This window comes from Methanohalophilus sp., from assembly GCF_030156785.1.
GTDB lineage: Archaea > Halobacteriota > Methanosarcinia > Methanosarcinales > Methanosarcinaceae > Methanohalophilus.
Genome location: NZ_JASGLW010000014.1, coordinates 1 through 24676 on the forward strand (window position 1 = coordinate 1; position 24676 = coordinate 24676).

24 protein-coding genes and 1 tRNA gene are annotated in these 24676 nt (G+C 42.7%); 18 read left to right on the top strand and 7 right to left on the bottom strand.

The annotated features are described in order from the left end of the window. Positions 1 to 154: 154 nt before the first annotated feature. The 18 genes from PWQ49_RS07720 to rpsJ all read left to right on the top strand — a co-directional run bounded on the left by PWQ49_RS07720 (position 155) and on the right by rpsJ (position 18978). Complete coding sequence (locus tag PWQ49_RS07720) at positions 155 to 1123, top strand: prohibitin family protein (RefSeq protein ID WP_300609633.1); 969 nt, start codon at positions 155 to 157, stop codon at positions 1121 to 1123. A 137-nt stretch (positions 1124 to 1260) separates the two neighbouring features. Then, positions 1261 to 2019 carry a 4-phosphopantoate--beta-alanine ligase gene (locus PWQ49_RS07725; protein ID WP_300609635.1) on the top strand — a complete coding sequence of 253 codons (759 nt, stop codon included), beginning with the start codon at positions 1261 to 1263 and terminating at the stop codon, positions 2017 to 2019. After that, positions 2020 to 2661 carry an HD domain-containing protein gene (locus PWQ49_RS07730; protein ID WP_300609637.1) on the top strand — a complete coding sequence of 214 codons (642 nt, stop codon included), beginning with the start codon at positions 2020 to 2022 and terminating at the stop codon, positions 2659 to 2661. Between the two features lie 18 nt (positions 2662 to 2679). Further along, positions 2680 to 3972 (top strand): amidohydrolase family protein, encoded by a 1293-nt coding sequence (locus PWQ49_RS07735; protein ID WP_300609639.1) that lies wholly within the window; start codon positions 2680 to 2682, stop codon positions 3970 to 3972. Positions 3973 to 3986: 14 nt separating this feature from the next. Beyond that, positions 3987 to 5222, top strand: coding sequence for an adenosylhomocysteinase (locus tag PWQ49_RS07740; protein WP_300609641.1), 1236 nt, complete (start codon positions 3987 to 3989; stop codon positions 5220 to 5222). A gap of 222 nt (positions 5223 to 5444) precedes the next feature. Continuing rightward, a tRNA-Lys gene (locus PWQ49_RS07745) sits at positions 5445 to 5521 on the top strand. Positions 5522 to 5566: 45 nt separating this feature from the next. Next, on the top strand, positions 5567 to 5803 hold the full coding sequence (locus PWQ49_RS07750) for a DNA-directed RNA polymerase subunit H (protein ID WP_300609643.1): 237 nt from the start codon (positions 5567 to 5569) through the stop codon (positions 5801 to 5803). Between the two features lie 126 nt (positions 5804 to 5929). Next, positions 5930 to 7564: a DNA-directed RNA polymerase subunit B'' gene (locus PWQ49_RS07755; protein WP_300609645.1), complete on the top strand. Its 1635-nt coding sequence runs from the start codon at positions 5930 to 5932 to the stop codon at positions 7562 to 7564. After that, positions 7557 to 9371: a DNA-directed RNA polymerase subunit B gene (gene rpoB / locus PWQ49_RS07760; RefSeq protein ID WP_300609647.1), complete on the top strand. Its 1815-nt coding sequence runs from the start codon at positions 7557 to 7559 to the stop codon at positions 9369 to 9371. The genes PWQ49_RS07755 and rpoB overlap by 8 nt, the downstream gene beginning before the upstream one ends. An 11-nt stretch (positions 9372 to 9382) precedes the next feature. After that, positions 9383 to 12028 carry a DNA-directed RNA polymerase subunit A' gene (locus tag PWQ49_RS07765; protein WP_300609649.1) on the top strand — a complete coding sequence of 882 codons (2646 nt, stop codon included), beginning with the start codon at positions 9383 to 9385 and terminating at the stop codon, positions 12026 to 12028. Beyond that, positions 12028 to 13185 (top strand): DNA-directed RNA polymerase subunit A'', encoded by a 1158-nt coding sequence (gene rpoA2, locus PWQ49_RS07770; RefSeq protein ID WP_300609651.1) that lies wholly within the window; start codon positions 12028 to 12030, stop codon positions 13183 to 13185. Before PWQ49_RS07765 ends, rpoA2 begins: the two co-directional genes overlap by 1 nt. A gap of 67 nt (positions 13186 to 13252) precedes the next feature. After that, positions 13253 to 13543: a 50S ribosomal protein L30e gene (locus tag PWQ49_RS07775; protein ID WP_300609653.1), complete on the top strand. Its 291-nt coding sequence runs from the start codon at positions 13253 to 13255 to the stop codon at positions 13541 to 13543. Between the two features lie 19 nt (positions 13544 to 13562). Further along, the gene (locus PWQ49_RS07780) at positions 13563 to 13988 is read left to right on the top strand and encodes a NusA-like transcription termination signal-binding factor (RefSeq protein WP_300609655.1); all 426 of its coding nucleotides are present in this window, start codon (positions 13563 to 13565) and stop codon (positions 13986 to 13988) included. A gap of 48 nt (positions 13989 to 14036) precedes the next feature. Continuing rightward, positions 14037 to 14465, top strand: coding sequence for a 30S ribosomal protein S12 (locus PWQ49_RS07785; protein ID WP_300609657.1), 429 nt, complete (start codon positions 14037 to 14039; stop codon positions 14463 to 14465). A 3-nt stretch (positions 14466 to 14468) separates the two neighbouring features. After that, a complete protein-coding gene (locus PWQ49_RS07790) occupies positions 14469 to 15029 on the top strand; it encodes a 30S ribosomal protein S7 (RefSeq protein ID WP_300609659.1) in 561 nt (186 codons plus the stop codon). Between the two features lie 33 nt (positions 15030 to 15062). After that, complete coding sequence (locus PWQ49_RS07795) at positions 15063 to 17255, top strand: elongation factor EF-2 (RefSeq protein ID WP_300609661.1); 2193 nt, start codon at positions 15063 to 15065, stop codon at positions 17253 to 17255. A gap of 111 nt (positions 17256 to 17366) precedes the next feature. Further along, a complete protein-coding gene (gene tuf / locus PWQ49_RS07800; protein ID WP_300609663.1) occupies positions 17367 to 18632 on the top strand; it encodes a translation elongation factor EF-1 subunit alpha in 1266 nt (421 codons plus the stop codon). Between the two features lie 34 nt (positions 18633 to 18666). Beyond that, complete coding sequence (gene rpsJ / locus PWQ49_RS07805) at positions 18667 to 18978, top strand: 30S ribosomal protein S10 (protein WP_300609665.1); 312 nt, start codon at positions 18667 to 18669, stop codon at positions 18976 to 18978. An 81-nt stretch (positions 18979 to 19059) separates the two neighbouring features. Here rpsJ and PWQ49_RS07810 read toward each other — a convergent pair whose 3' ends face one another. From PWQ49_RS07810 to rpl7ae, 7 genes are all read right to left on the bottom strand, one after another. Then, positions 19060 to 20547: a PAS domain S-box protein gene (locus tag PWQ49_RS07810; protein WP_300609667.1), complete on the bottom strand. Its 1488-nt coding sequence runs from the start codon at positions 20545 to 20547 to the stop codon at positions 19060 to 19062. 556 nt (positions 20548 to 21103) lie between these two features. After that, a complete protein-coding gene (locus PWQ49_RS07815; RefSeq protein ID WP_300609669.1) occupies positions 21104 to 21514 on the bottom strand; it encodes a 30S ribosomal protein S6e in 411 nt (136 codons plus the stop codon). Between the two features lie 37 nt (positions 21515 to 21551). Next, positions 21552 to 23327, bottom strand: coding sequence for a translation initiation factor IF-2 (gene infB / locus PWQ49_RS07820; protein ID WP_300609671.1), 1776 nt, complete (start codon positions 23325 to 23327; stop codon positions 21552 to 21554). Between the two features lie 32 nt (positions 23328 to 23359). Beyond that, the gene (gene ndk / locus PWQ49_RS07825) at positions 23360 to 23809 is read right to left on the bottom strand and encodes a nucleoside-diphosphate kinase (RefSeq protein WP_300609673.1); all 450 of its coding nucleotides are present in this window, start codon (positions 23807 to 23809) and stop codon (positions 23360 to 23362) included. A gap of 15 nt (positions 23810 to 23824) precedes the next feature. After that, a complete protein-coding gene (locus tag PWQ49_RS07830; protein WP_300609675.1) occupies positions 23825 to 24013 on the bottom strand; it encodes a 50S ribosomal protein L24e in 189 nt (62 codons plus the stop codon). A gap of 6 nt (positions 24014 to 24019) precedes the next feature. Further along, positions 24020 to 24235, bottom strand: a complete 216-nt coding sequence (locus PWQ49_RS07835; RefSeq protein WP_209678453.1) for a 30S ribosomal protein S28e — start codon at positions 24233 to 24235, stop codon at positions 24020 to 24022. A gap of 27 nt (positions 24236 to 24262) precedes the next feature. Next, complete coding sequence (rpl7ae, locus tag PWQ49_RS07840) at positions 24263 to 24616, bottom strand: 50S ribosomal protein L7Ae (protein WP_300609680.1); 354 nt, start codon at positions 24614 to 24616, stop codon at positions 24263 to 24265. Between the last annotated feature and the right edge of the window lie 60 nt (positions 24617 to 24676).

The following is a 24676-nucleotide window of genomic DNA, read 5'->3' on the forward strand; positions in this document are numbered from 1 at the left end:
AAGTACTTGTTAGACAAAACACAATCATCCCCTTGTGTTTGTGGTGCAAACGTACACAGGGGACTTCTTATTATTAAAATTATAGTGGCTTAGGCAAATTTAGAGAAAAGGATTTCTACAGAGCCAGGTTTTTATAATTTTAAAAGGTAAAAATATGGTAGTTGATAATAAAATCGATATGGATTCAATCAATTTGGGTGATGATCGCCCGAAATTTGACATATCTGAACTGAAACTTAAAGGAATTCCGCCTATCTTAGGGCATGTTTTTCGTATTCTTGCAATAATATTTGCTGTGCTTATTGTGATTTCTGTATTATATGGCTCAATTTTTGTGTCAATCGGTGCAGGTGAAGTAGGTGTAAAATTCAGCCAGTTTGGCGGTGTACAGGATGATGAACTCGGTGAAGGGTTGCATATTGTGCCTCCATGGGTAACTGTAACTAAATATTCTGTAAGAAGTGAAGTATACACTATGAGTGGTAAGGCAACAGAAGGTGAAGTTGTAGGGGATGACCAGATTACTGCGCTCACAAGTGAGGGTTTAACCCTTGGTATGGATATCACTGTAAGGTACAGACTCATGGCAGATGAGGCAAGTTCTATTCACCAGCGTCTTGGTGTTAATTATGCGGAAAAAATCATAAGGCCAACCATTAAATCAGAAATACGTTCTGTCGTTTCCGGCAGGACTGCACTGGAGGTTTATGGTGAGCAGCGAGAACTTGTGGCAAGCCAGATGAAGGATCGCATGGAACTTGCTCTTAAGGATGACGGTATAATTGTGGAGGAGGTTCTGCTGAGGAACGTCAAGTTGCCCGAAAGGGTTGCAGAAGCCATTGAACTAAAACTACAGGCAGATCAGGATGCCCAGAGAATGGTTTTTGTAAAGCAAAAAGAGCAGTTAGAGGCTGAAAGAAAGATAATCGAGGCAAATGGTGTTGCAAATTCAACTATCATTCGTGCAACAGGTGAGGCTGAAGCCCTGAGGATACTTAATCAGGAGCTTTCCAAGAATCCGGATCTGATAAATTACAAGTATGTCCAGATGCTTCAGGGGAAGGAAATCCAGACAATGATTGTCCCGACAGATCAGGGTCTGATACTTGATACTTCCAAATGAGGGAGATTTTTTCCTCTCTTTCTTTTTTTTCCTGTCCAATATGCGTACAAGAAACATACAAATACATTCAAATCTCTACAGGAATAATTACCCAGCATTTGCAGAGAATCATTTTGCATTATTGAGGTGCTTAACGCTTGACAGACATTCCGCAAGATCATCCCCGCTATCTTTCGCTTTTGACAAGAGAACGCATAGTTGAAGGTGTCAAGGTTGGTATTACCAGCATGCAGGGACTGATTGCTCAGGGCAGGGGTGAGTGTTTTGACTATCTGTTGGGAGAAAAAACCCACCAGTTTGCAACTGAATCGGAAAGAGTTGCGGCAGCCATGCTAATTCTGGCTGAGCATCCTATTATTTCAGTAAACGGAAATACGGCGGCTCTGGTTCCGGAACAGATGATACGCCTTTCCGAAATTGTCAGTGCATCCCTTGAAGTAAACCTTTTTCACAGGACGGATGAGAGAGTAAATAGGATTATCGACCATCTGATGAACAATGGTGCATCTGAGGTTCTTGGTGGCAAAGGAGATGCAAATCTTCCTCTTTCTCATGCTAGAGGCATTGTTGATAAGAATGGAATTTTCAGTGCGGATGTTGTGCTTGTTCCTCTCGAGGATGGGGATAGGTGTGAGACTCTTGTAGGAATGGGTAAGAAGGTGATTACTATCGATTTGAATCCGTTGTCCCGTACATCCCGTACTGCAACTGTGAGTATCGTGGATAACGTTGTACGGGCACTTGATGTGATTGCTGATGCTGCACTTGGGATGCAGGATTGGGATCGGGAACAACTGGTAAAACTGGTTGAATCCTATGACAATAAAGTAAATCTTAAGATGTCACTGGATGCAATAAATGAAAATCTACGGAATATGGCGAATGAGGTACTCTGAATGGATGAATTGATTGAGAAAACCCGTTCATTTGTTGCGGATATTCTGAAGGATGAACCCAGCAGTCACGATATATCTCACGTTGAACGAGTGGAAAACCTTTGTCTGAAAATACAGGAAACAGAAGGGGGCAATCCTCATGTACTCCGGCTTGCAGCCATTTTGCATGATGTGGGTGTTGTGAAGGAGCATCAGGAAGGTGGGGACCATGCAGTTTACAGTGCGGAAATAGCAGGCAATTTTCTGACGGAGGAGGGAGTTGATGGGGAAACAATTGAACATGTGGTTTCATGTATTCGAACCCACCGTTTTAGCAGGGGGCTAAATCCTGGTTCCATTGAAGGCTCTATTTTGCAGGATGCCGATCGGCTTGATGCACTGGGCGCGGTTGGTATTTGCAGGGCACTGGTTTCAATGGGGACTCTACGGGGACTTAAGCATACCATCGGAACCGTGAAAGAAACTTCCATGAATGCCTATATGGAAGATCCGTTGGATGGGTTTGAGGATTACATGACACGAAAACCATTCAAAATAATGGATAGGTTGAATACCGATACATCAAAAGAGATTGCAAAAGAAAGATTAGTTATTATGGAAACATTTCTTGAACAACTGAGGAAAGAACGTTGTGTAGAGTGATTCTGCAGAGTGAGTTACATGGTTGATATCCTGATCAAAAATGGTTATGTCCTGACAATGGATCCCACAAAAGGAGATCTGGAAAAAGGTGAAGTTGCAATTAAAGGCAACAAAATAATATATGTGGGTAAATCATACGAAGGTCCTGCGGAGTATGTTATCAACGCTGAAGGCACGGTTGTCATGCCGGGGTTGGTCAATACTCACACACATGCCGGTATGGCTCTTTTGCGTGGGTATGCCGATGATTTACCACTTTCCTCATGGCTGGAGGATCACATCTGGCCAATTGAGTCTAAGTTAGCCCCTGATGATCTCTATATCGGTACAAAGCTGGCCTGCCTTGAGATGATAAGAAGCGGTACCACTGCTTTTGCAGACATGTATATACATATGGACAGGGTTGCAAAAGCGGTTGAAGAAAGCGGGATGAGGGCGGCATTATCTTACGGTATGCTTGATCTTGGTGATCCAGAAAAGGCAGAACGTGAACTTAAGGAAGGCAAACGCTTCGTTAGCGAATTTAACGGTGCTGCAGATGGCCGCATCACCACTATGTATGGACCTCATGCACCCAATACCTGTTCACGTGACTTCCTAATACGTGTGAGGGAACAGGCACGTAAGGATAACGTAAAAGTGCACATTCATGTGCTTGAAACAGAAGCTGAACTGAACCAGATGAAAGAGCAGTTTGGGATGTGTTCGGTAAATATGCTGGATGAAGCAGGTTTCCTTGATGCGGATGTTCTGGCAGCTCACTGTATCTGGCTATCGGAAGGTGATATGGATATTCTCAGGGATAGAGGTGTAAGCGTTTCTCATAATCCTGTAAGCAATATGAAACTGGCTTCTGGTATTGCACCGGTTCCGGGACTGCTGGATAGGGGTGTTAATGTTTCACTGGGTACAGATGGTTGTGCTTCCAACAATAACCTCGACATGTTCGAAGAAATGAAAATGGCGGCATTGCTCCACAAGGTCAATTCAATGAATCCAACTGTAGTTGACGCAAGAACGGTTCTGGAAATGGCAACTGTTAATGGTGCCAAAGCTCTTGGAATTCAGGCAGGGATGTTGAAGGAAGGTTATCTTGCTGATTTGATTATTGTAGATATGAATAGGGCACATCTGACTCCTTTGTATGATGTTTCTTCACATCTTGTATATTCTGCAAGAGGTAGCGATGTGATTACTACAATTGTAAATGGACAGGTTCTTATGAAAGATGGAACTGTTTTATCCATAGATGAGAAGGAAGTTTTGACGAAGGCAAGAGAAGCTTCTGAGAGACTTGTATCCAAAAGTTAAGTATGAGGTATTTCATGGCTGATAAGGAATTAGTTGAATCTGGTGAACAGAAAATAGAATGGGCAAGAAACCACATGCCTGTTTTGGCGATAATCCGGGAAGAATTTGAAAAAGAAAAACCTCTTAAAGGTCATCGTATTGCAATGGCACTCCATGTGGAAGCCAAAACTGCAGTTCTGGTAGAAACACTTGCTGCAGGGGGTGCAGAGGTTGCTATTTCTGGATGTAATCCGTTGAGCACCCAGGATGATGTTGCAGCTGCACTGGACGAAAAAGCCAACATTCAATGTTTTGCCAAACACAGCTGCTCAAATGAAGAATACTACAATGCTATTGATTCCGTGTTGGATATAGTTCCGGATATTACCATTGATGACGGTGCGGATCTGATCTTCAAATTACATACAGAGCGTACCGATCTTCTTCCGAACATTCTTGGTGGTTGCGAGGAAACAACTACTGGTATACACAGGCTAAAAGCTATGGAAAAAGAAGGTGCTCTCAAAATGCCTGTTATTGCGGTAAATGATGCAATGACAAAATTCCTTTTTGACAACCGCTATGGCACGGGTCAGTCTTCATGGGATGGCATTATGCGTACAACCAACCTCCTCGTAGCTGGCAAAAATGTTGTTGTTGGCGGCTATGGTTGGTGTGGTAGAGGAGTAGCAATGCGTGCTGCAGGTCTTGGTGCTGATGTTATTGTCACTGAAGTTGATCCAATTCGGGCACTCGAAGCAAGGATGGATGGTTTTAGGGTTATGCCGATGAAGGAAGCTGCCAAGCTCGGGGATATTTTTGTTACGACTACGGGGAACACTGACATTCTAAACCGAGATCATTTTGCAGTCATGAAAGACGGGGCTATTCTTGCGAATTCCGGTCATTTCAATGTTGAAATAAATCTTGAGGATCTGGTGGCAATGTCTTCTTCTGTAAGAGATGCGAGGCACAATATCAAGGAATACAATGTAAATGGTAAACGCATTAATGTTTTGGCTGATGGCAGGCTTGTCAATCTTGCAGCAGGGGATGGCCACCCGGCTGAAGTGATGGATATGAGTTTTGCAGATCAGGCTCAGTGTGTGAGATTTATTGCAGAAAACGACCTTGCTCCCGGAGTACATCCAGTGCCATGTGATCTGGATATAAGGGTTGCAGAGCTAAAATTGCAGGCTCTTGGGATTGAGATCGATAAATTGTCTCCAAAACAGTGTGAATACATGGATACTTGGGAATGCGGAACTTGATTCCGTTTTCTTTAACTTTGTAAAACCTCCGGCATCGTACTATATATATTTTCTGTAAGGAAGGCAATAACTGTTTTATATTTTGTATGTCTTTTGTTTTCGTCTTGTTCTGACTGCTAAAACCTATGACAATTCAAAAACAATTCGTAAAAACACTTATATATGATAATATCTATGTATTGCCGCTGCATTGAGGCATCATTGCAGTGGCATAAAAAGCGTGGGCTCGTAGCTTAGTCAGGCAGAGCGTCTGGCTTTTAACCAGACGGTCTAGGGTTCAAATCCCTACGAGCCCGCCAGAATTGTCATGGGTGACCTGGAGATTTCTAAGGAGGAGAGACGGTTTGAGTAAGTTCAGCCTGCTTGATCACGAATTAATACCTCATCATGAAATAGCTGATGAGGATGAGTTAAAATCTATTCTTAAACATTATAACATTGGAAGGGAGGACCTGCCTAAAATAAAGGTTTCTGATCCCGTAGTGAAGGAAATCGGAGCTGAAGTTGGGGATGTTGTCAAAATCACCCGCAATAGCGCGACTGCAGGCGAAGCCATGTACTACAGGTATGTGATTGATTAAGGCAGGGAGCTTGCAATTTGTTAAAAACCGCTTGTTATTTTGGCTCTACGTGTTTTGATTATTTGAAAAAACTTCATTCAGATTTATCTATATATTATCAATTGTAAAGAGGGTGCTATCATAGCATTGGATACCAGTGTTCTTTCAGAGGCTTATTTCACTAAAGACAAAATAGTGCAGCATCATATCGATTCATACAATAAATTCCTCAATCATGGTCTCCAAAAGGTAGTCGATGAACAGGGGATCATCGAAACCGATATTGAAGACGTTGTAAAATTAGGGAATATCAGGGTTGAAAGACCTGTTGTAAAGGAAGCAGACGGTGCAATCGAAAAACTTTATCCCAACGAGGCAAGGCTCAGGAACCTTTCTTATTCAGCACCAATTTTTCTTGAAATGGCTGTTGTTAAAGGGGAGGAAGAATCTGAGCCAAAAGAAGCTAAAATCGGTCAATTGCCTGTTATGCTCAAATCCCAGATCTGCAATCTTGTAGGGATTTCAGACAGGGAAATGGTAGAGCATGGTGAAGACCCTCTTGACCCTGGAGGATATTTCATTGTCAACGGTACCGAAAGGGTTGTTATGACTCTTGAGGATCTGGCACCCAATAAAATTCTCGCCGAACTTGGTGAAAGATATGGTGATCCTATTGAGGTTGCCAAGGTTTTCTCGCAAAGGCGTGGCTATAGGGCTCTTGTAGTTGTTGAAAGAGGCCGAAAATCGATTCTTGAAGTTTCATTCCCATCTATTTCCGGGCGTATCAACTTTATAACTCTTATGCGTGCATTGGGAGTCGAAACGGATGAAGATATCGTAAAAATAGTTTCAACAGATCATGAAATCATGAAATTCATGTTTGAAAACCTTGAAGAAGCTGAAGTTGAGACTACAGAAGAGGCAATTGAAAGAATTGGGGGGAGGGTTGCCGCAGGTCAGGCGCGTGATTACCAGATCAAGCGTGCAAACTATGTAATTGATCGTTACCTTCTGCCACATCTGGGTAATGACCCTGAAGACAGGATTGCAAAAGCTCATTTCCTTGGAAGAATGGCAGAATCCTGTTTTGAACTTGCTTTGGGTCGTCGTAACCCGGATGATAAAGACCACTACTCGAACAAACGCCTTAAACTTGCAGGTGACTTGATGGAAGATCTTTTCAGGGTTGCTTTCAATCGCCTAGCACGTGACATAAAATATCAGTTAGAACGTGCAAATATGCGCAATAGGGACCTGAATGTTGCTACTCTTGTGAGAGCTGATGTCCTTACGGACAGGCTTCAGCATCCTCTGGCAACAGGAAACTGGGTGGGCGGTCGCAGTGGTGTTTCCCAGCTTCTTGACAGGACTGATTATATTTCTTCCCTTTCTCACTTAAGGAGGGTTATATCCCCTCTTTCAAGGGCGCAGCCTCACTTCGAAGCCCGTGATTTACATCCCACACAATGGGGAAGGTTGTGTCCTTCAGAAACTCCTGAAGGCCCAAACTGTGGGCTGGTGAAAAACTTTGCCCAGATGGTTGAGTTGTCTACAGGTACCGATGAAACGGATACTCTTCGCAAGACAATTTATGGTTTAGGTGTCCAGCCGATTGAATTACATGTTCCGCAGCAAATTCTTGAAATAGCCGGGGAAGCAGCAAACTATAAAGAGGACATTGTGGATGTTGCAGGAGACGATGATCCTATTTATGGCAATTACTCCGGGGCAAATCCTGATTCTGACAAAACACTGGATCTGGAGGTTGATTTGAATGACTGAAGCCAAAGTATTCCTGAATGGAGAATTGATTGGTACTCACAACGACCCGGCGGAACTTGTTAAAGATATCAGGCGGCAAAGGCGTGCAGGCTTTATTTCTTCTCAGGTAAACGTTGCCCTTTACGAGGATATTCATGAAGTAATTATCAATTCAGATATGGGTCGTGCACGAAGACCACTTATTGTTGTCGAAGATGGCAAATCTCTTGTAACAGAGGAACATATCGAACAGCTCCGTGCTGGAGAAATCACTTTTGACGATCTCGTCAAACAGGGATGCGTTGAATTCCTTGATGCTGAAGAAGAGGAAAATGCCTATGTTGCTCTCTATGAGGATGACATCACTCCAAAACACACCCATCTTGAAATTGATCCATCATTAATCCTTGGAATTTGTGCAGGGATGGTTCCGTATCCTGAACACAATGCATCCCCAAGGATTACCATGGGTGCAGCTATGATTAAACAATGTATCGGTGTTTCCACATCCAATCTTAAACTTAGGCCGGATACCCGTGCACATGTATTGCATTATCCTCAGCGTGCACTCACAAAGACTCACACATGTGAATCCATTAATTTTGATGACAGGCCGGCAGGACAGAATTTTGTTGTGGCTGTAATGTCATACGAAGGATACAATATTGAAGATGCATTGGTTTTCAACAAAGGTTCAATCCAGAGAGGGTTGGGACGAAGTCATTTCCTCAGGACATTTGAGGGTGAAGAAAGGCGCTATCCGGGTGGACAGGAAGACAAATTCGAAATTCCTGACTCTGAATTCCGTGGTGCCAGAAGCGCCGAAGCTTATGCAAACCTTGATGTTGACGGGCTTGTAAACCCTGAAACAGAAGTAGGTCCAAACGATGTGCTTATCGGAAAAACCAGCCCTCCACGTTTCCTTGAAGAACAAACCGATTTTGGAATTACAGTTGAACAGAGGCGTGAAAGTGCAATCACTATGCGTTCCAACGAAAAAGGTGTTGTCGATACTGTAATTCTTACTGAATCCATTAATGGTACCCGTCTTGCTAAAGTGAAAGTACGTGATCAGAGGATCCCCGAAATTGGTGACAAATTTGCTTCCAGACATGGTCAGAAGGGTGTAATTGGCTTGATAGTTCCTTTTGAGGACATGCCGTTTACAGAGAGCGGGATGGTGCCTGATCTTATAATTAATCCTCATGCAATTCCTTCACGTATGACTGTCGCTCATGTATTGGAAATGATTGGTGGAAAGGTTGGTTCTATTGAAGGTCGTTGTATTGATGCAACTGCCTTTTCTGGAGAACCCGAGGATGATCTTCGTGCAGGTCTCAAGAAACACGGATTTTCCCACACAGGAAAAGAAGTATTCTTTGATGGCGTCACAGGCAAAAAGATACAGGCAGATGTGTTTGTTGGTGTAATCCTGTACCAGAAACTCCACCACATGGTTGCTTCCAAGATACACGCACGTTCAAGAGGTCCTGTGCAGGTTCTTACACGCCAGCCCACTGAGGGTCGTGCCCGAGAAGGAGGTTTGCGTTTTGGTGAAATGGAACGAGACGTGCTTATTGGTCATGGGGCTGCCATGACTCTTAAGGAAAGGCTCCTTGATGAATCTGACAAAGTTGTGGAACTCGTTTGTTCCAATTGTGGAATGATTGCAACCTTTGACAGGCGCAGGAACATACGCTATTGTTCAAACTGTGGCGCAGAAACGGATATCCATCCAGTGGAAATGAGTTATGCGTTCAAATTGTTGCTTGATGAAATTAAATCGTTGGGAATAGCTCCCAGACTCCAGCTGGAAGATGCAGTGTGAGGTGATCACGAGTGGATAATTCAATACCTTCTATTCCAAAAAGAATCGGTTCGATTCAGTTCGGTCTTCTTTCCCCGAGGGAAATCCGTAAGATGAGTGTTACTTCGATTATTACTGCAGATACCTATGATGATGACGGATATCCGATTGATATGGGTTTGATGGATCTCCGCCTAGGTGTGATTGATCCTGGTCTAAGATGTAAAACCTGTGGGGGAAGGGCGGGAGAATGTCCGGGTCATTTTGGTCACATTGAACTAGTTGCTCCTGTTATTCATGTTGGTTTTAATAAAACCATCAGAAAAGTCCTGCGTTCAGTTTGTAGTAATTGTAGCAGGCTTCTTCTCGAAGACAAAAAGAAACAGGCTTTCCTCGAACAGTTTGCTAAACTGGAAGATATGACTCACCTCCCAGATGCTGTTATTAATGAAGTGTTCAAGGAAGCTCGCAAAACCAAAGTGTGTCCATACTGTGATCACGAGCAATCCGAAATTAAGTTTGAAAAACCAACTGACTATATTGAAGACGGTCATAAACTTACGGCTACTGAAATCAGGGATCGCTTTGAGCAGATCCCGGATGAAGATATTAAGGTAATGGGTATGAATCCTGCAACAGCTCGTCCGGAATGGATGATTCTGACTGTGTTGCCGGTACCACCAGTAACAGTACGTCCTTCAATTACTCTTGAATCAGGTCAGCGCAGCGAAGATGATCTTACTCATAAACTTGTGGATATTATCAGGATTAATCAGCGTTTCCAGGAGAACAGGGATGCAGGTGCTCCACAATTGATTATTGAGGACTTGTGGGAGCTGCTTCAGTACCATGTTACTACATTCTTTGACAATGAAGTTTCAGGCGTACCTCCTGCGAGACACAGGTCTGGCAGGCCACTTAAGACTCTTACCCAGCGCCTTAAAGGTAAAGAAGGTCGTTTCAGGGGCAGTCTTTCCGGTAAACGTGTCAACTTCTCTGCACGTACTGTAGTTTCGCCCGATCCAAATCTTAGCATCAATGAGGTAGGAGTTCCTCTTGCTATTGCAAAACAGATGACGATTCCCGTCAGGGTATTTTCCAGAAACCTTGAACTTATGCGCGCTTACATTATGAGGGGAGGCGAAGAGCACCCCGGTGCAAATTATGTTATCCGTGGTGATGGAAGAAGAATCAAGGTTACGGAAATCAACAAGGAAGAATTGGCAGAAAAACTCGAACTCGGGTGGATTGTGGAACGCCAGATGCAGGACGGCGATATCGTACTGTTCAACAGACAGCCTTCCCTTCACAAGATGAGTATCATGGCTCACAGAGTCAAGGTTCTCCCAGATAAGACTTTCAAACTCAATCCGGCTGTATGTCCGCCATATAACGCTGACTTTGATGGTGACGAGATGAACATGCACGTCTTGCAGACTGAAGAGTCACGCGCTGAAGCCAGCATTCTTATGCAGGTGCAGGAAAATATTCTTTCCCCGCGTTTTGGTGGTCCTATCATAGGTGGAATTCACGACCATATCTCAGGTATGTTTCTGCTGACACGTAACGAGAAACACATCACCAAAAATGAGGCACTTGAACTTTTACGTAAGGCGGAAATTCATAATCTTCCGGAGCCGGCAGGGTACGACAAAGATGGTCATCCCTTCTGGACTGGAAAACAGATTTTCAGTCAGATTTTGCCGGATGGTCTTGATCTGGAATTCCAGGCAAATGTCTGCAATAAGTGTGACACCTGTAAGAAACTTGATTGTGAGTACGACGCATATGTGGTTATTCGCAACGGTGAACTCATCAAAGGTACTATCGATGAGAAAGCAATTGGTGCTTTCAAAGGTATGATCCTTGATAGGATCACCAAGAAATATGGATCAGCAGCGGGTGCCAAATTTATAGATGATGTGACAAAGCTTGCCACTCGTGGTGTCATGAAAACAGGACTTAGTTTTGGTATAAGTGACGAAGATATTCCGCGCGAAGCCAGGTTGAACATTGATGAGGAAATAGCAAAAGCGGAACAGGATGTGGCGGATCTTATCCGTGCTTATGAAAACAAGGAGCTTGATCCCCTACCAGGACGTACTCTTGATGAGACAATTGAATTGAAGATTATGCAGACTCTTGGTAAAGCCAGGGATCGCACTGGTGCAATTGCAGGAAACCATCTCGGTCTTGAAAATTCTGCAGTAATCATGGCAAAATCAGGTGCAAGGGGTTCAATGCTAAACCTTACTCAGATGGCAGCATGTGTAGGACAACAGGCAGTTCGTGGTGAGCGTATACGCAGAGGGTATGCGGGTCGTACTCTTCCCCACTTTGATAAAGGTGATCTGGGTGCAGATGCTCACGGTTTCGTTAAATCCAGTTACAAGAGCGGCTTAAATCCCACAGAATACTTCTTCCACTCAATTGGTGGTAGAGAAGGTCTTGTGGATACGGCAGTTCGTACTTCCCAGTCAGGTTACCTGCAGAGAAGGCTTGTCAATGCATTGCAGGATCTGGAAGTTCAATATGATGGTTCCGTAAGGGAAACCCGTGGAGTCATTGTGCAATTCAAATATGGAGAAGACGGAATTGATTCTACCAAGAGTGACTATAATGATCCGGCGACTATTCACAAAATAGTCAGCTCTGTTACAGGTAAGGAGGTGGAGTAATGACGATAAGTGAAACTACTGTAGAGGGAATGATAAAGGATCTCCCTATACCTCATAACCTGAAGCAGGTCCTTCTGGAGGATGCCATTAAGGTCGGTGTCACCAAAAAAGAGATGGAAGAAATTATTGAAAGGGTAATGGAAGAGTATGAAAAATCATGTGTAGAACCCTGTGAAGCCGTGGGTGTGGTTTCAGCACAATCCATTGGTGAGCCGGGTACACAGATGACAATGCGTACTTTCCACTATGCGGGTGTTGCTGAAATTAACGTTACTCTCGGTCTTCCAAGGTTAATCGAAATTGTAGATGCGAGGAAGAACCCCAGTACTCCAATGATGACTGTTTATCTGGACGAAGAGATTTCAGATGACCGGGATATGGCTACAAAAACAGGATGGGAAATTGAGGCCACTCACATTGACCACTTGGCGGATGTTACAACAGATCTTGCTAACATGCAGCTTGTTATTGATTTGAATGAAAGATCCATGAGTAAACGTGAGATTGACAAAGAATCAATTATAGAGAAACTGGAGGAAAATCTTAAGGTGAGTGTTGCACCTTCAAAAGATATCCCCAATCAGATTATTGTAACACCAGAGTCCCCTTCTTACAGAGAATTGCTTCAGCTTGCGAAGAAAATCAAGACAGTTACTCTTAAAGGGATTGAAGGTATCAAGAGGGTTGTTATCCGTAAGGAGGGTGATGAATATATCCTTTATACTGAAGGTTCCAAACTCCGCGAGGTTCTTGAGATAGATGGTGTCAATAAGACACGTACAACTACCAATAACATCGGTGAAATCTACGATGTTTTTGGTATTGAAGCTGCCAGGAATGCGATAATCAAGGAAGCAATGGACACCCTTCGTGAACAGGGTCTTTCTGTAGATATCAGGCACATAATGCTTGTTGCGGATATCATGACGTGTGATGGTGAGATCAAACAAATCGGTCGTCACGGAATTTCCGGTGAAAAAGCCAGTGTCTTTGCCCGCGCAGCTTTTGAGGTCACAGTAAATCACCTGCTTGATGCAGGTCTTCGCGGCGAAGTCGATTCCTTAAATGGTGTATCTGAAAATATCATTGTAGGGCAACCGATTAAACTGGGTACAGGTGATGTTCACCTGGTTGCCCGCAATCCACTTGAAAGTTAATTCAACCAGAATCTACATATAAAGAATTGCTTATTACAAGCTCTTAAAGATTAACGAGTGATTAAATATGGATGTTAATGTTGATAAAGCACTGTTGAATGTGATAAGAACCGGTAAAGTTAAGATCGGGGCCAATAGTACCATTGATGCGGTAGCAAAAGGTGAAGCTAAGATGGTGGTAGTTGCAGATAACTGTCCCGCAGAATTGAAAGAGAAGCTTGAAGACACAAATGTGCCTGTTTATGTTTACCCCGGAACCAGTGTGGATCTAGGAAGAAGTGCATGTGGTAAGCCATTTACCATTTCCGCACTTGCAGTAATTGATGCAGGTGAATCAGACATACTGGCATTAATTTAAAATAGAGGGTGTTGTATTTTTGAGCGATATCAAGCTTTCAACAGAAGCCATCAGGTATATAGCTCTGTTTGAAGGTATGACCGGTGCTTCTATCAAGGACTGCCTTGTTGATGAAGGTAGGGTTGTATATGTAGTCAAGAATGGTGATATGGGTGCTGCAATAGGTCGGCACGGTGATCACATAAACCGCTTCAAGAAGGTGGTTGACAAACACATTGACCTGATAGAATATTCCGATGACCCAGCAACCTTTGTTAAAAATGCCTTCGGCACAATCTCAGTTAAGTCAGTATCCATAAGAAATTCAAACGGAAAAAAGCAGGCGATTGTAGAGGTGCCAGCTTCCGAGAAAGGTCTTGCTATAGGAAAAAACGGTCGAAATATTGATATGATAAAAAGGATTGTAAATCGACACCACAATATTGATGATGTGATATTGCAGTGATATAATTCGAAGTTCATCGTGATTTATAGATTATTTGGAGGTTATTAAATGCCAAACGGGAAATATGCAGCTCATAAACTCAAATCTGTCCGCCATAATGCTAGGTGGAAAGACACACGTTACAGCAGACGTACATTAGGACTGAATGTGAAATCAGATCCGCTTGGAGGTGCTCCACAGGGTCGTGGTATTGTTCTTGAGAAGGTGGGAGTAGAGGCCAAACAACCCAACTCAGCTATCAGGAAATGTGTACGAATTCAGCTTATTAAGAACGGAAGACAGGCAACGGCATTCTGTCCAGGTGATGGTGCTATCAACTTCATTGATGAGCACGATGAAGTAACTGTAGAAAGGATTGGTGGCCGTATGGGTGGTGCAATGGGTGATATTCCGGGTGTCCGCTTCAAGGTCATTGCCGTGAATAATGTAAGCCTGAGGGAAATGGTAATCGGAAGAAAAGAGAAACCCAGGAGATAATTTATGTATAAGTTATTTGGCAAATGGGATCTGTCCGAGGTAGAGGTTGTGGATGCCGGAATCAGGCGGTATGTCTGTCTCGAACCAGTGATTGTCCCTAATACATGCGGAAAACACGCACATCAGCAGTTCAACAAGTCCGAAATTTCAATTGTTGAGCGTCTTATTAATAATATGATGCGCGGTGAACACAACACCGGCAAGAAGCAGCGTGCTATTCGCATTGTTGATGAGGCTTTTGATATCATCAATTCTAAGACTGGTAAAAATCCTGTACAAGTGCTGGTGGAAGCAATTGCCAATGCAGGCCCACGTGAAGAAGTTGTGAGGCTTAAATATGGTGGTATTTCCGTTCCTAAAGCAGTTGATACAGCTCCACAGAGAAGGGTTGACAACGCCTTAAGATACATTTGTGTTGGTAGCAAACAGGCTGCATTCAAGTCCAAGCGATCTGTGGCAAGTTGCCTTGCAGCGGAACTCATTGCCGCTTCCAACAGGGATGCAAAATGCTTCTCAATCAACCGTAAGGATGCAAAGGAAAGAGTGGCAAAGGCTGCACGTTAATCCATTATCATATTATTCGCGTAGGTTTTAAAGATGGGACGAAGGAAGAAAATGGTTGAGCGCGTAACAGCGCTGATGAACAAACCAGAAATGATCAGGAACATAGGGATCGTTGCACATATTGATCACGGTAAAACAACACTTTCCGATAATTTGCTTGCCGGAGCTGGAATGATCTCAAAGGAACTTGCAGGTCGTCAGCTTTTCATGGACTCCGATGAGGAAGAACAGGAAAGGGGTATTACAATTGACTCTGCAAACGTTTCCATGGTTCACGAGTATGAGGGCAAGGAATATCTCATTAACCTTATTGACACACCCGGGCACGTTGACTTTGGTGGTGACGTTACTCGTGCCATGCGTGCTGTGGATGGTGCAGTTGTTGTTATCGATGCTGTGGAAGGTACAATGCCACAGACCGAAACAGTTCTCAGGCAAGCACTTAAGGAGCATGTGAAACCTGTTCTCTTTATCAACAAGGTTGATCGTCTGATTAATGAGCTTCAGGTAGATGCTCAGGAAATGCAGATTCGTCTGGGCAAACTCATTGACCATGTGAACAAGCTCATCAAAGGAATGAACGAAGAACGGTACAAAGCAGGTTGGCGTGTTGATGCAGCCAATGGAACTGTTGCATTTGGTTCTGCGCTCTATAACTGGGCTATCAGTGTGCCAATGATGCAGAAAACCGGTGTTTCATTCAATGATGTTTATGATTACTGCCGTGCTGAGGATATGAAAACACTTGCAAAGAAATGTCCGCTTCACGAAGCAGTTAATGACATGGTTATCAAACACCTCCCAAGCCCCATTGAAGCACAGGGAGATCGTGTCAGGGTTATTTGGCATGGTGACATGGACTCTGAAATCGGAACTAGCATGAAAAATGCAGACGATAAAGGCGAATTGGCTTTCATGGTAACCAACATTTCCACAGATCCTCATGCAGGTGAAGTTGCTACGGGAAGACTTTTTAGTGGTTCACTTTCCCGTGGTATGGAAGTTTATGTTTCAGGTGCTGCTGGTAAAAACAGAATCCAGCAGGTAGGTATCTTCATGGGTCCGGAAAGGCTTGAGGTGGAGAGGATACCAGCAGGAAACATTGCAGCAGTTACCGGTCTCAAAGATGCAATTGTGGGTTCGACTGTTACTACTCTTGAAGGAATGGAACCATTTGAGAGTATCAAACATGCAAGTGAACCTGTGGTTACAGTAGCGATCGAAGCAAAACACATGAAGGATCTTCCAAAGCTTATTGAAGTACTCAGGCAGGTTGCAAAGGAAGACCCCACTCTTAAGGTAACTTTGAACGAGGAAACTGGCGAACATCTTATGGCTGGTATGGGTGAGTTGCACCTTGAAGTCATTGCTCACAGGATTGAACGTGATAAGGGTGTAGAGATAACAACGACTCCCCCAATTGTAGTTTACCGTGAGACCGTCCGTTCTTCAGCAGGTCCAGTTGAAGGTAAATCTCCTAACCGTCACAATAGGTTCTATGTAGTTGTTGAACCTCTTGAACAAGCAGTGGTTGATCTTATTCGTGAAGGTGAAATCTCCATGAATCTCCCTGAACTTGAAAGGAGGGAGAAACTCATTGCAGCAGGCATGGATAAAGAAGAGGCCAAAAATATTGTTGATATCTTTGAAAGCAATGCTTACTTCGACATGACAAAAGGTATTCAGCACCTAAATGAAACTATGGAGCTTATCCTCGAAGGTTTTGAAGAAGTTATGAGAGCAGGCCCTCTTTCAAGGGAACCATGTATGGGTGTAAAAGTTAAACTTATGGATGCAAAACTCCATGAGGATGCTGTCCACCGTGGTCCTGCACAGGTAATACCTGCTTCAAGGCAGGCTATCCAGGCTGCGATGCTTATGGCAGAAGACACCTTGCTAGAACCATATCAGAAAGTTTTCATTCAGGTTCCACAGATGCAGATGGGTGGAGCTACCAAGGAAATTCAAGGTCGTCGCGGAATCATTCTCAACATGACCTCTGAAGGAGATACTACAATTATCGAATCAAAAGCTCCAGTGTCTGAACTCTTCGGATTTGCAGGCGATATTCGCTCTGCGACTGAAGGAAGGGCAATGTGGAGTACCGAATTTGCAGGCTTTGAACCAGTCCCTGCCAACATGGTTGGAGATATTGTGAAAGGAATCAGGGAGAGGAAGGGTCTGAAAGCAGAACTTCCACAACCATCCGACTTTATAAGTATGTGAGAGAGAATAATCTTTCTCACACTAAACTTGGGATGGTTTGCGGAAAGGTTTAAACGTGTAAAGAACTATTAAACCACCAAATCCAAATCAATTTAACAAGGAGAAGTTTAAATGGCTGAGAAACCACATATGAACTTAGCAGTTATCGGTCACATTGACCACGGAAAGTCCACACTTGTAGGAAGACTCATGTTTGAGACTGGCGCAGTACCAGCTCACATCATTGAGAAATACAAGGCAGAAGCTAAAGAAAAAGGTAAAGAATCCTTTGCATTCGCATGGGTAATGGATTCCCTCAAGGAAGAACGTGAGAGGGGTATTACCATCGATATCGCACACAAGAGGTTCGACACTGACAAGTACTACTTCACTATCGTAGACTGTCCAGGTCACCGTGATTTCGTTAAGAACATGATTACCGGTGCATCCCAGGCAGATGCGGCAATTCTTGTAGTTGCAGCGCCAGATGGTGTAATGGCTCAGACCAAGGAACACGTTTTCCTTTCCAGGACACTCGGTATCAACCAGCTGATCATTGCAGTCAACAAGATGGATGCAGTAGACTACAGTGAAGACAGGTATAATCAGGTCAAGAAAGAAGTATCCGAGCTTCTTGGAATGGTTGGTTTCAAGGCTTCCGAGATTCCATTTATTCCAACCTCTGCATTTGAGGGTGACAACATCTCTGACAAGAGTCCAAATACCCCATGGTACACAGGTCCTACAATTCTTGAGTCACTTAACAATCTTAAGGAACCTGAAAAACCTGATACATTACCACTTCGTATCCCTGTTCAGGATGCATACTCCATTTCTGGTATTGGTACCGTTCCTGTAGGGCGTGTTGAAACTGGTGTCATGAGGAAAGGAGACAAGGTTATCTTTAATCCAAGCGGCGCAAGCGGCGAAGTTAAGTCTATTGAAATGCACCATGAAGAAATTCCGGAAGCAAGACCTGGTGACAACATCGGCTGGAACGTCAGGGGTATTGGCAAAGGTGATGTAAGGCGTGGTGATGTATGTGGTCCAGTCAACAACCCACCAACTGTTGCAGACGAATTCGTTGGTCAGATTGTAGTGCTTCAGCATCCATCTGCAATCACTGCGGGCTACACACCTGTATTCCACTGCCACACGACCCAGACAGCATGTACCCTTATGTCAATTGACAAAAAACTTGATCCAAAATCCGGCCAGGTTAAGGAAGAAAACCCAACCTTCATTAAAGCTGGTGATGCAGCAATCGTTACCATCAAGCCAACAAGGCCAATGGTTATCGAGCCTGTAAAAGAAATTCCACAGCTTGGAAGGTTTGCTATCCGTGACATGGGTATGACCATCGCTGCTGGCATGTGCATGAGTGTTAAACAGAAATAACACTCTCAACCTTTTTTCCAGGTTGGGGATTATTATGGCACAGAAAGCAAGAATACGACTCTCAGGTATCAGTCCAGTAGATCTGGATGGTGTCTGTGATCAAGTTAAAGCTATTGCAGAGCGTACTGGCGTAAGTATTTCGGGTCCTGTACCTCTTCCTACCAAAAAAATGGTAGTACCTACCCGCAAGAGTCCAAGTGGTGACGGTACTGCGACCTGGGATCACTGGGAAATGCGTGTCCACAAAAGGCTGATTGATATTGCAGCTGATGAACGTGCATTACGCCAGTTAATGCGTATACAGGTTCCCAAAGACATTAACATTGAAATAGTACTTCTGGCTTAATTCAGGGGATATGTCCTCTGAATCTTTTTTTTGTACCTATTTGCTACATATATGGATTTTTTGTACATTTGGTCATGCAAATTATATGTTGTGGAGGCCTGATTTTGAACTTTGTGGTCTCATGGGTATTCTGAATGTAAATGTACTTCCTTTCCCAACTTCACTTTCAACCCATATTTTGCCTCCATGTAGTTCCACATTCTTTTTGACAATAGAAAGACCAAGACCTATTCCATCATGCCTTCTTTTATAATAATGTTCGATTTGTTTGAAGGGGAGGAAAATATTCTCGAGTTCTTCTTCAGGAATTCCAATCCCATTATCTACCACAGAAACCTGTAGCATACTATCAACATTTGATACAATAACTTTTACAATGCCACCTTCATCTGTAAATTTAATAGCATTATTGATCAGGTTGTAAAGAATTTGCTTGAAAATCTGTTTATCTGCAATTGCAGTGTATATGTTATTTTTATTTTCAACATATATGTTAATGGATTTTTTAGATGTCAAAGGATATAATATACTTATAACCTCATCTATAACAGAATTTATATCAAATGAAGAGTATTGCAAATTTACTACCTTGCTAGCTTCTATTCTTGCAATATCCAGTATTGAATTAATTATTTGTAGAAGATGAACGCCACTTTTACAAATATTATTAACATATCGCTTCTGCTTTTTGTTTAATTTACCAAATTTTTCCGCATCCAAAATCTGGGAAAAGCCGATGATTGAATTCAAAGGTGTTCTTAATTCATGACTCGTCGTTGCAAGGAACTCACTCTTGGCACGATTGGCAGCCTCTGCTTCTATTTTTGCTTTGTTCAAGAGTTCAATTGCTTTCTTGTGTTCGGTGATGTCCCTTACTATCGCCATGAATGCGGGTCTGTTTTCATACTCGATATTAGATAGGTTCAGTTCCACTGGGATTGCTGCACCATTCTTTGAAATAATCTCTGTTTCATAATAATTTTGAACATCCTTTCCAGATAATCTGTTTTTGTGCATTTCAAGTACAAATTCTTTGTATTTAGGTGAAATAAAATCAATAAACGGTTTTTCGTTTACTTCGTCCTTTGAAAAACCAGTCATACATGTCATTTTATTGTTAACAAATTTAAGCAAATAGTCTTGAATAATGACGATCCTATCATTTCCTTTTTCTGCAAGGGTTGAGTAGATCTTTTCATTTTCAATCAGTTTCTTTAGTTTTTGCTTGCGCTTGGTTACATCTTTGACGATGGTTAGAATAGCCGGATTTCCATTGTATTCCATTGTGATAAATTCAAACTCAACTGGTATTAAAGAACCGTCTTTGCATCTGACTGCTGTTTCAACGGATCTGTTTTCTAGGTTAAATTTATCAGTAAATTGGTGGTGTACTTTTTCTATAAAATCAGGGGGTGTTATGTCCGGTACTTTCATTTGCAGTAATTCATTTTTTGAAAATCCCAATCTATCACAAGTGTTCTGGTTTGCCTCCACAAAATTTCCATCAATGTTATAAATAAAATAATCATTATTTATGGAGCTAAAAATAGTTTCAAAACACTTATTCAAAATATCACCTTATTATAGAAAACTAATATTAAGAAGCAAGTTTCAAAAATATAATTAGTACTTCTCGTAATTATAGTTTGAGGTGTGTTGAATAGAATTTAGAATACTTTCCGATGAACAATGGGAATTTATCAAACCTTTTCTTTCACTACAATAACTTGTAGGAAATGATCTAATTACCGCCAAGATCATCAATGTTTTTCTCTTTGTTTTAATTACAGGTTATAATGGGGAGATATGCCAAATGAACCAGTATTGAACGATTCTTTGCATGGTTGAAGCAGGGATTTAGAAGATCAGCAAGCAGAGATGAAAAGTTCAAATATAGTTTTCAAAGGATTGCTGACATAAATATGGGAAGAAATCAGTCAAAGAAGTACTGGAATCAAGTAAGAAGGAATTGATACATCAGTGTTGACCATCAAAAGCAGTCTAAACAAAAAAGCTCAAAAAATTCTTAATAAGCTTGAAAAGAAAGAGATGGGACATAGGTTTTTGTTCTTCCAAATATGTCCTATCCAACACCTTAAGATAATTAAAAAAGGAGTGAAGATTCTCACTCTTCAGCAACTTCTGCTTCTTCCTCAGCGCCTCTGCCAAGGATCTCTTCAATGGACTTGTTGCCATATCCGACAACTTTTGAATTGATCTGGACAATGTCCGGTGCAATTTCACGTCCTCTCATGAATTTGCGACGGCGAGCACCCTTCGTTTTTGGACTGTATCCAACTCCCCCGGTAACGAGGACTTTCTGCCTCTTTGAACCGGGAAGATCCCTTCTCATCACAAAGCCACTGTTGTCGCTTCCACCTGTAATTTCCAGAGTATAGCCAGGAAGACCTACAAGGTCACCATCCACTGTTTCTCCAATAGCTTTTCCAATAAATTTGTTGGCTTCAGCACCAGTTACATCAAACTGGTATGTTTTTGATTTGGGGTCAGAGACCACAACTTTAAAATCTGCCATAAACTTTCCTCCAATTTGTTAATCTGATCAATATGCTTTATTTTGCCCAAAATGGGTTGTCCCTGCGTTTAATTTCCAAAAACGCATCAAGTGTATCAATTTCATCCGGTTTAAGTTTGCTTATCAGTTCATGTTCAAGGATTTTTGCATGTTTCTCAGGTATATTTGAAAACAAGACATCATTTTCCTTGATTTGTCGTCCGACTGTAGGGCCTTCAATGGCCATAGCAACTTCCATTCCGGTATGCGCTACTTTGATGTTTTCTCCTTCGGATTGTAATCCTTTTACAACACCAACAACGATCCCCTGATCGTTTGTTACCTGAACATTTGTTTTAATTGAACCGCCTGTTATCCTAACTCCAACCACGGCAGGTTTGCTCTGCCGGAATGTGCAGCCGGGAAGTATAATAAATTTACCGGGTTTTACAATCATCTGAGAGATGTTTTCTTCGGATTTTGCTTTTTGTTCTTTCACCCAATCCTTATATTCGTCAATAAGCCGGTAGATTACATTATTCATAAACAGCTTTGTGTTTGAATGCTGCACCTTTTCTTTTGCATCAGGCAACAATTTGACATTAAATCCAATTATTACGGAATAGAACGGATCCTCTATTGCAGATACTTCCACAATATCGCGTTGTGCAATATCGCCTACTTCTGCCTTGCGTATAGGGATTTCTTCTTTTTGCAGTTCGTTGACAAGAGCTTCAAGGGAACCGATTGTATCTGCTTTAATAGTAACTCCAGTGGAATCGGTGTCTATCTGGACATCTTCAAGTTCTCCTTTTATATCTTCAACAACCTGCTCAAGGGTTTCTGGAGTTGCAACCTTTACAGTTGCACCTGAAAGTGCAGTGTCCAATCCAGGGGCTGACACTTTGATTCCAATGGCTGCAGTGGCACTGTCAACCTTTTCAAAGCGGTCTTCGGTTATAATTTCCTCCAATGCCCTTGGCTTTAATATTGCTCTGACTTTTGTCTGGATTGGTTTGCCGAGACTTCCAACTACAATAGTATCCCCTTTGTGAAGTGTTCCGTCGTAGAGAATAATGTCGATAGTTGTGCCAAGCCCCTTTTCTTCCTTTACTTCCAGGATAGTTCCTTCTCCGGGTCCATCTGCAGTGTAATGCAAGTTGGCCTCAAGGAATTTCTGGGCAAGTCCAAGGAGGATCATAAGCAAATCAGGAATTCCTTCACCAGTGAGGGCACTGATGGGAACAACACCAATTGTACGCTGGAAATCGGAAACACGATCATATCTTTCTGAATTAAAACCGTGGTTGTAGAGTACCCCTACGAGTTCATAAATCTTGTTATCAAGTGCAGATCTGACGTGCTCGGCTTGGGAATTGTAGGTTTGAATAAAACTGGCACCGGGTTTTGGGTCCCATCCATGGATCCTGTCAATCTTGTTTGCAGCAACTACAAATGGTGTCCTGAAACGTTTAAGGATTTCAAGGCTTTCAATCGTCTGTGGCATAAATCCTTCGTTTATGTCTACAATAACTACTGCAAGATCAGCTAATGCACCCCCTCTGCTGCGCAGAGAAGTAAATGCATGGTGACCGGGTGTATCAATAAAAAGCAATCCCGGTACAATGAATTTATCCTTCATTGCAACATTGCCACACTTTTCAGCAATAGCATCGATGGGAACCTCAGTTGCACCTATATGCTGGGTAATAGCTCCGGCTTCTCCTGCCACAACTGCAGACCCGCGAATTAGGTCTAAGAAACTGGTTTTGCCGTGATCTACATGCCCCATCACACAAACAATGGGAGTCCTGAGATTCTTATTGACAGACATTGAAAGCCCCAGATTGGATTTTCAGGCAGTCTTTATTCGTAGAGACAGGTTTCATCAATTTTTGTATATCCTACAATCTCATCTTCAGAGAAATGGATAGCTATCTCGCGCTCTGCGGATTCTACAGAGTCTGATGCATGAACCACATTACGTCCGGTTTCAATCGCAAAGTCCCCGCGAATTGTTCCGGGAGCTGCATCCACAGGGTTTGTAGCACCATTGATTGTACGCATTATCTTAACTGCGTTCTCACCTTCAATAACCATTGAAACAGAAGGTCCGGATGTTATGTAGGATATCAGGGAAGGGAAGAAAGGTTTTTCCTTGTGTTCACTGTAGTGTATTTGGGCGGTTTCTTCGCTGATAATATTCATCCTCAGAGCAGTAATTTTGAGCCCTTTGTTTTCTATTCTGCTAATGATGTTCCCGATGAGTCCTCTCTGGACTGCATCAGGCTTGATCATTACATAAGTTCTTTCCATGAAGATTTCACCCGTTTATTCTTTTTTCAGGTAAATCCTACCCTGTTCGGTCCAGACAGTACGTCTTGGTAGCCTTCCGAGTTTATAGTTATTTCTGCATTTTGATGAGCAGAAATAGTATGTTGAACCGTCCTTTTTTGCAAAAAGGATGCCTGTTCCAGGTTCAAGAAGGTTGCCGCAGAAAGAGCATTTTCTTTTTTCCATTGCTCATCACCGCGTTGTAAGTTTCTTTGCTTCCCTTGAGGTTTCCATCAACATGAGCACATCGCCCACGCGAACAGGTCCTACACAGTTGCGTGTAATAATCCTGCCCTTGTCACGGCCTTCTAAAACCCTGCACTGTATCTGGCTTGCTTCTCCATGCATGCCAGTGTTGCCGATGACGTCGATGACCTCGGCAGCAAATCCTGTGTCGTCTTCTGCCATGGTATCTCACCTCTGAATCATAAATGATTATTTAAGGGCGTTAATCTTTTCGACAAGATCATCAATGATCTCGGCACCTTTACCGGCATCTGTAATAGCTACAGCCGCACATGCTACGCCAATACCACATGCTGAGCCAAGTTCTTTCTGCTCTTTCACAAAGATATAAGGTGCATTTTTTTCTTCACAAAGGGCAGGGATGTGTGCCACGATTTCTGGAGGTTCAACATCATCTGCAATAACGGTAAGTTTTGCAATACCCCTTTCAATAGCTTTTGTAGCCTCATTTGTGCCCTTCTTGACTTTTCCGGTATCGCGAGCTGTTTCAATTGCTTCGAGAGCCTTGTCAGCCAATTCTTCTGGAACATTGAATTTTGCCATATTTCTATCTCCTTCGAAATCACAGTAAATACTGTGGTTTGTCATTATTCATTGTATAGA